Below are 7,398 nucleotides of genomic sequence, written 5' to 3' on the forward strand. Positions count from 1 at the left end.
CATCGAGCCGCCGGTCATCACCACCGTGCCGACGGCCGGTGGTGGTGGTGGTACCGGGACACCGGGCACGGGCGGGGCGACCACGGGCTGACCGAGCGTCATCGGTCACCACTGACCGAAGCGGGATTCAAAGACGGGTGAAACCGATCGTCGGAAGACGGTCGGTGTTTTTGTGTCCGTGGTTTTTCCAGAGGCTGGGAAGGCGCGTGAGAAGACGCACATCATGATCTGGCGCACGCGTGGCGTGTTCGCGTGGCGGACCGAGGAATCGGACCGTTATGGCCGAGGGAACCGATCAGCTGTCGAAACCGTCGAAGCCGTCGCCGTGGAACGCCTCGTTCATCGAAGCGTCGGCGTAGCCCCGGCAGTAATCCCAGGTGACGTAGGCCTCGGGGGTCGGATCGTAGGCCGGCTCATGCGGGCGGACCGTGCCGTCGACCAGTAGCTGGAGCAGATTGGCGCGCAGCATGTCCCAGTCGTGGTAGTGATCCTGCCTGCAGTCCTCGCAGCTCACGACCAGGCCGCGGATGCCGCGGTGGCCGAGTAGCGCTTCGTACACCGCGAGGTCGGCGAGATCCTCCTCGACCGCGAGGCGCTCATGAGGATCCAGCGGTTCGCCCGGCTCGATGGCATCGAGCGCGGCCGACGGGTCGGAGGGGTCTCCGGCGAATGGATCCGGCGGCAAGCCAGGTGGTAGATGGTCACGCACATCCCCACGGTACGCAGAACAGGGTGGTCTGCGCCAGCTATGCGCGCGGCCAGTTTCCCCGGCGGCCTCACTCGAGGCGTGTTCCACCGGACAGATACCATAGGTGAAACCCGCCGACGTGTACCCGACACCCGTCGGCGGTGTCAGATCCGCACAGTCCATCCCATGAAACAGTCCGCACGGCCGGTCCGGCCCTCGCGGCACTGTCGACGTCCAGGAGGGGTCGATCCGAATGAGTAATCCCGTACCGGGCGAACGAAGCGCTGTCCGCCCTCATACGGGTGGTGACGATCCGAACAAGATCGCCATGCTCGGCCTCACGTTCGACGATGTGCTGCTGCTGCCCGCGGCGTCGGATCTCATTCCCAGTTCGGTCGAGACTTCGAGCCAGCTGACCAGGGAGATCCGGCTGCGTACGCCGCTGTGCAGTTCGGCCATGGATACCGTCACCGAGGCCAGGATGGCGATCGCGATGGCCCGGGCGGGCGGTATGGGCGTGCTGCACCGCAATCTGTCGGTGGCCGATCAGGCGAGCCAGGTGGAGACGGTCAAGCGTTCCGAGGCGGGAATGGTGACCGATCCGGTGACCTGTCGCCCGACCGACACCCTCGCCGAAGTGGACGCGATGTGCGCGCGTTTCCGTATCTCCGGCCTGCCCGTGGTGGACGAGACCGGCGCGCTGGTCGGCATCATCACCAACCGCGATATGCGGTTCGAGGTCGACCAGGACCGCCGGGTCGCCGATGTGATGACCAAGGCGCCGCTGATCACCGCCCAGGAGGGCGTGACGGCCGAGGCCGCGCTCGGCCTGCTGCGCAGGCACAAGATCGAGAAGCTGCCGATCGTCGACGGTGAGGGCAGGCTGCGCGGCCTGATCACCGTCAAGGACTTCGTCAAGACCGATCAGTACCCGAACGCCACCAAGGACCGCGACGGCCGCCTGCTGGTCGGCGCTGCGGTCGGTGTCGGCGACGACGCCTGGTCGCGGGCGATGACGCTGGCCGACGCCGGCGTCGACGTGCTGGTGGTCGACACCGCGCACGGCCATCAGGCGCAGGTGCTGCAGATGGTCACCAAGGTCAAGGCCGAGGTCGGCGACCGCATCCAGGTGGTCGGCGGCAATATCGCCACCCGCGCCGGCGCGCAGGCGCTGGTCGAGGCCGGCGCGGATGCGGTGAAAGTGGGCGTCGGGCCGGGCTCGATCTGCACCACCCGCGTGGTCGCCGGTGTCGGTGCCCCGCAGATCACCGCCATCTTGGAGGCGGTCGCGGCCTGCAAGCCAGCCGGTGTTCCGGTGATCGCCGACGGCGGCATCCAGTTCTCCGGCGATATCGCCAAGGCCATCGCCGCGGGCGCGTCCACCGTGATGCTCGGTTCGCTGCTCGCCGGTACCGCCGAATCGCCCGGCGAGCTGATCCTGGTCGGCGGCAAGCAGTTCAAGAGCTACCGCGGCATGGGTTCGCTCGGCGCCATGCAGGGCCGCGGACAGGCCAAGTCCTTCTCCAAGGACCGCTACTTCCAGGACGACGTGCTGGCCGAGGACAAGCTGGTCCCCGAGGGCATCGAGGGCCGGGTGCCGTTCCGCGGCCCGGTCAACCAGGTCATCCACCAGCTCGTCGGCGGCCTGCGCGCGGCCATGGGCTACACCGGTTCGCAGTCCGTCGCCGACCTGCAGGAAGCACAGTTCGTGCAGATCACCGCGGCCGGGTTGAAGGAAAGCCACCCGCACGACATCACCATGACGGTCGAGGCACCGAACTACACCGGTCGCGGCTGATCCGAGCCGGCCCCGCCCACCGGCAGGGGCCGGCGCCGTACCGCTCGGCCCGGCCCGGAAAACCGAGTTCGCCCGGGCCGTACCGGCATGCCCTCGACCGCGGCCAGTGCCGCGATGGGTATCGTTCGGTATCGGTGATGGCACAGCCGTGCCGTGACCACACAAACAGAATCAGGCCGTGGCCTGCCCACGGACGCGAGCTTGCGTAGCCATGGTGCCGCAAGTCCGCACATCGGAGGGGCGACCTCGAGGAGCCCCGATCGCGGCCCGTTCACGCTGCCGCTGCGCACGCCGAGCCAAACGGCGGCAGCGGAAACGCGAGACACCAAGGGCCGGCGAACACGCCGCGCCAGCGGCCGAAAACACAGGAGCTAGCAGTGCGCGACATGGTCGAGATCGGGATGGGCCGGACGGCCCGCCGTACCTATGAGCTGGACGATATCGACATCGTCCCCTCGCGCCGCACCCGCTCGGCCAAGCAGGTATCGCTGGCCTGGCAGCTGGATGCCTACCGGTTCGAGATCCCGTTCCTGACCCACCCCACCGATGCGCTGGTCTCGCCGGAGTTCGCGATCGAACTCGGCCGGCTCGGTGGTCTGGGCGTCATCAACGGTGAGGGCCTGTGGGCGCGGCACGCCGATGTGTCGGCCAAGATCGAGCAGTTGCTCGACCTGGTCGCCAAGGGCGGCTACGACCGGGCGATCTCGTTCCTGCAGGAACTGCATGCCGCGCCGATGCAGCCGGATCTGCTGGCGGCCGCGGTCGCGCAGGTGCGGGCCGCCGGCGTGACGACGGCGGTGCGGGTGAGCCCGCAGAACGCTCAGTCGCTGACTCCCGCGCTGGTGCAGGCCGGTATCGACCTGCTGGTGGTGCACGGCACGATCATCTCCGCCGAGCACGTCGGCGACGGCGAACCGCTGAACCTCAAGACCTTCATCGCCGAGCTGGATGTGCCGGTGGTGGCCGGTGGAGTGAGCGATCACCGCACCGCGCTGCATCTGATGCGCACCGGCGCGGCCGGCGTCATCGTCGGCTACGGCTCCTACCCCGGCGCGACCACCACCGGTGAGGTGCTGGGTATCGGGGTGCCGATGGCGACGGCGATCGCGGATGCCGCCGCGGCGCGGCGCGACTACCTCGACGAGACCGGCGGCCGCTATGTGCACGTGATCGCCGACGGCGATATCGCGGCCTCGGGTCAGCTGGCCAAGGCCATCGCCTGCGGCGCGGACGCGGCGATGATCGGGGTGCCGCTGGCCGCGGCCGCCGAGGCGCCGGGACGTGGCTGGTATTGGCCGTCGGCGGCGGCGCATCCTTCGGTGCCGCGCGGTTCGCTGCTGCATGTCGACGATCCGTGGGAACTGGGTGGTGACGGCGAGGACTCGGTGCGGCCGAGCCTGGAGCGGGTGCTGTTCGGACCGTCGGACGATCCGTTCGGTTCGCTCAACCTCGTCGGCGGCTTGCGCCGTTCGATGGCGAAGGCCGGGTACTCGGATCTGAAGGAGTTCCAGAAGGTCGGACTCAGCGTCCGCGCCTAGGACACCCGGCGTCCGCGCCCAGCCACTCGGCGGTCGCGGCTGATCGGCTCAGCGTCCGCGCGCGACCATGCTGACTGCCCGGCCGCGCAGGAACTGCCGGATGGCCTGATTGACCGGGTCCGGATGGGTCATGGTCACCGCCAGCCGTGCGCCGTCGATCTCAACGAACGTCGATCCAGGGATCGCTTCGGCGAGCAGTTTGCCGCGTTCACGGGCGATGCCACTGTGGCTGGCGTGCACCACAAGGGCCGGGCAGCTGATCTCGGACAGTCGGTCCAGCACCGAATCGCGGCCGAGCAGGCAGCCGGCGGCGACTTCGATGCGGTGGCGGTCGTGGGTGAGCCAGCGTTCGGTCCACACCGAGCGATGCCGGTCGTGGTCGCCGATGAGCCAGTGCGCGAGGCGTTGCACCGCGCGCGGGCGGGAACCGTCGTCGTACCACTCGGCCAGGAAACGCTGTGTGGCCGTTGATTGTTCAGGGGTCGGGCCGTGGGCTTCGGTGCTGATCAGGATCAACCCCGCGACCCGTTCGGGTGCGATGAGGGCGGTGCGCAAAGCGGTGAACCCGCCCTGGGCGGTGCCGCCGACCACGGCGCGTTCGGCGCCGAGATGGTCCAGGACGGTCAGCGCGTCCCGCGCGGCGGTCCAGTAAGTGAACGGCAGGCCCTGGTCCCTGGTGTGGCCGTGCCCGCGCGCATCCCAGGTGACGATGCGGAACTCCGGGGCCAGCGCGTCCATCTGCTCGGCGAACATGGTGCGGTCCATGAAGAATTCGTGTGCCAAGAGCACCAGCGGACCGTTGCCGCCGGTGTCCTCGTAGTGGATGTCGGCATCGATCGCGCGGGCGAATGGCACGACGTCGAGGATAGTCAGCCGCACGGGGGCGCGTCGGGCGATTCGGCGCCGCGCGGGCTGCGGTCGGAGCGGGAAAGGCCGAGCTCTAAACTGGTCGAGTGGCAGATTCGCAGAGACCCGTCCTCGTCGTCGACTTCGGTGCGCAGTACGCGCAGCTGATCGCCCGTCGAGTCCGCGAGGCGAGTGTCTACTCCGAGGTGATCCCGCACACTGCCTCGGTCGAGGAGATCGCCGAACGCCGGCCGCTGGCCGTCATCCTGTCCGGCGGGCCGTCCAGCGTCTACGCCGAGGGCGCCCCGCAGCTGGATGCCCAGCTGTTCGATCTCGAGGTGCCGGTGTTCGGCATCTGCTACGGCTTCCAGGCGATGGCGCAGGCCCTCGGCGGCACCGTCGCCCACACCGGTACCCGCGAATACGGCCGCACCGAACTCAATATCGATGGCGGTGTGTTGCACGGTGGCCTGCCGACGATCCAGCCGGTGTGGATGAGCCACGGCGACGCCGTGACCGACGCGCCCGCCGGTTTCGAGGTCACCGGAACCACCGCCGGTGCGCCGGTCGCCGCTTTCGAGGATCCGGCGCGCAGGCTGGCCGGTGTGCAATACCACCCCGAGGTGCTGCATTCCCCGCACGGCCAGCAGGTGCTCAGCCGCTTCCTGCACGAGATCGCCGGGATCCCGGCCACCTGGACACCGGCCAATATCGCCGAATCGCTGATCGAACGGGTGCGCGAGCAGGTCGGCGACGGGCACGCCATCTGCGGTCTGTCCGGCGGTGTGGACAGTGCCGTCGCCGGTGCGCTGGTGCAGCGCGCTATCGGTGACAAGCTGACCTGCGTATTCGTCGACCACGGCCTGCTGCGTTCGGGAGAACGTGAGCAGGTGCAGCAGGACTTCGTCGCTGCGACCGGCGCCCGGCTGGTGACCGTGGACGCGGTGGATCAATTCCTCGGTGAGCTGAAGGGCGTCACCGATCCGGAAGAGAAGCGCAAGATCATCGGGCGGGAGTTCATCCGCTCCTTCGAGGACGCGGTTGCCGAAGTGGTCGGCGAGCAGTCCGACAGCGAGGGCGCCGCGCCGAAGGTCGAGTTCCTGGTGCAGGGCACGCTCTACCCGGACGTGGTGGAATCCGGCGGCGGCGCCGGCACGGCCAACATCAAGTCCCACCACAATGTCGGCGGCCTGCCCGACGATCTGGAATTCGAGCTCGTCGAACCGCTGCGGCTGCTGTTCAAGGACGAGGTGCGTGCGGTCGGCCGTGAGCTCGGCCTGCCCGAGGAGATCATCAATCGTCAGCCGTTCCCCGGCCCCGGCCTGGCCATCCGCATCGTCGGCGAGGTGACCGAGGACCGGCTGAACACGCTGCGTCAGGCCGACGCCATCGCCCGCGAGGAACTCACCGCGGCCGGGCTGGACCGTCAGATCTGGCAGTGCCCGGTGGTGCTGCTGGCCGATGTGCGCAGCGTCGGCGTCCAGGGCGACGGCCGCACCTACGGTCATCCGATCGTGTTGCGCCCGGTGTCCAGCGAGGACGCCATGACCGCGGATTGGACCCGGCTGCCCTACGACGTGCTCGAGCGCATCTCCACCCGGATCACCAACGAGGTGGCCGAGGTCAACCGCGTGGTGCTGGACGTGACCAGCAAGCCGCCGGGCACCATCGAGTGGGAGTGATTCACCCGACCCGGTAGGGCCAGGCCCGGCCGAGGATGAGGCGGCCGAGCGGGATTCCGTCGGCCGGTGCGGTGCGAGCGGGCTCGACCGGATCCTCCTGTGGCGCTATCGGCGGATGGTCGCGCTGTTCGGGATGGTCGGAACTGTGCTGCGACACGGGATCTCCTGTCGGTCGAATCGGGTTGCCGCGGTGGCGTTCAGGTCCGACCGCGGTGGGTGGATCCGGGTGTTCGATGCGTATGGCCCGCCGGGGCGGGCGGGCCATACGTATGCAGTTGTCCTATCGGCGTTTACGGGGCGACAGCACGAGCAGCAGGCCGACGACGATGGCCGTCACGACCACGATCCAGCCGATCGAGATCACGCCGGTCGCCGGCCAGGACACCGGACCGACCAAGGCCCAGACACTCAACGCGACCGCGAGCAGGCCGACGATCAGCAGCGAGAACGACGGCCCGTGACGGGTTTCGGTGTGGTTGTCAGCCACGGCGCACCTCCGCACTTCCCGCTCGGACATCGATGGTGAGATCGAGCACCGGTGCGTCACCGCCGGGCCCGATCAGACCTTCGGGGCATTGCGCATCGCCCATCCGCACCGTGCAGTCGGCGCGGACGTTCATATTCTCAGGCACCAGCACGATTGCCTCGCCCATCCGCACCGACATGTCGACGGTGCGGTTCTCGGTGAGCGCCAGTTCACGCAGGTCCAGCGTGCCCGACCCCATCGTGACGCCGTAATCCGGTTTCAGGTCCGCGGTCGTCGCCGGAGTCCACACCTGTTCGCCCATGGTGGCGCCGTCGAAGTCGATCGGGCCGATCATCGAGGCCAGCACGACGAACCCGGCC

Annotated in this window: 7 protein-coding genes and 1 pseudogene; 3 read left to right on the forward strand and 5 right to left on the reverse strand. The window is 68.9% G+C overall.

Annotation, left to right across the window (positions count from 1 at the left end):
- Positions 1-295: 295 nt before the first annotated feature.
- Entirely contained in the window at positions 296-709 is a 414-nt protein-coding gene (locus RJ05_RS04630; RefSeq protein WP_036533470.1) for a DUF5319 domain-containing protein, read from the reverse strand.
- Between the two features lie 232 nt (positions 710-941).
- Here RJ05_RS04630 and guaB point away from each other — a divergent pair, with 232 nt between their 5' ends.
- Both guaB and RJ05_RS04640 read left to right on the forward strand, forming a co-directional pair.
- On the forward strand, positions 942-2,486 hold the full coding sequence (gene guaB, locus RJ05_RS04635; protein ID WP_081597170.1) for an IMP dehydrogenase: 1,545 nt from the start codon (positions 942-944) through the stop codon (positions 2,484-2,486).
- Positions 2,487-2,863: 377 nt separating this feature from the next.
- Positions 2,864-4,024, forward strand: coding sequence for a GuaB3 family IMP dehydrogenase-related protein (locus RJ05_RS04640; protein ID WP_036533472.1), 1,161 nt, complete (start codon positions 2,864-2,866; stop codon positions 4,022-4,024).
- A 48-nt stretch (positions 4,025-4,072) separates the two neighbouring features.
- Here the strand turns inward: RJ05_RS04640 and RJ05_RS04645 are convergent, their stop codons facing one another.
- The gene (locus RJ05_RS04645; RefSeq protein WP_036533482.1) at positions 4,073-4,879 is read right to left on the reverse strand and encodes an alpha/beta fold hydrolase; all 807 of its coding nucleotides are present in this window, start codon (positions 4,877-4,879) and stop codon (positions 4,073-4,075) included.
- 98 nt (positions 4,880-4,977) lie between these two features.
- Between RJ05_RS04645 and guaA the strand changes: the two genes are divergently transcribed.
- Positions 4,978-6,552, forward strand: a complete 1,575-nt coding sequence (gene guaA / locus RJ05_RS04650; protein WP_036533473.1) for a glutamine-hydrolyzing GMP synthase — start codon at positions 4,978-4,980, stop codon at positions 6,550-6,552.
- A 1-nt stretch (position 6,553) separates the two neighbouring features.
- Here guaA and RJ05_RS30685 read toward each other — a convergent pair whose 3' ends face one another.
- The 3 genes and pseudogenes from RJ05_RS30685 to RJ05_RS31290 all read right to left on the reverse strand — a co-directional run.
- Positions 6,554-6,709, reverse strand: coding sequence for a hypothetical protein (locus RJ05_RS30685; RefSeq protein WP_156090796.1), 156 nt, complete (start codon positions 6,707-6,709; stop codon positions 6,554-6,556).
- Between the two features lie 123 nt (positions 6,710-6,832).
- Positions 6,833-7,039, reverse strand: a complete 207-nt coding sequence (locus RJ05_RS04660; protein WP_051016250.1) for a hypothetical protein — start codon at positions 7,037-7,039, stop codon at positions 6,833-6,835.
- Positions 7,032-7,398: pseudogene (locus RJ05_RS31290) on the reverse strand (PspC domain-containing protein); the annotation flags it as partial. The pseudogene RJ05_RS31290 and the gene RJ05_RS04660, both read right to left, overlap by 8 nt.

This window comes from Nocardia cyriacigeorgica NBRC 100375, assembly GCF_000308555.1.
Lineage (GTDB): Bacteria > Actinomycetota > Actinomycetes > Mycobacteriales > Mycobacteriaceae > Nocardia > Nocardia cyriacigeorgica.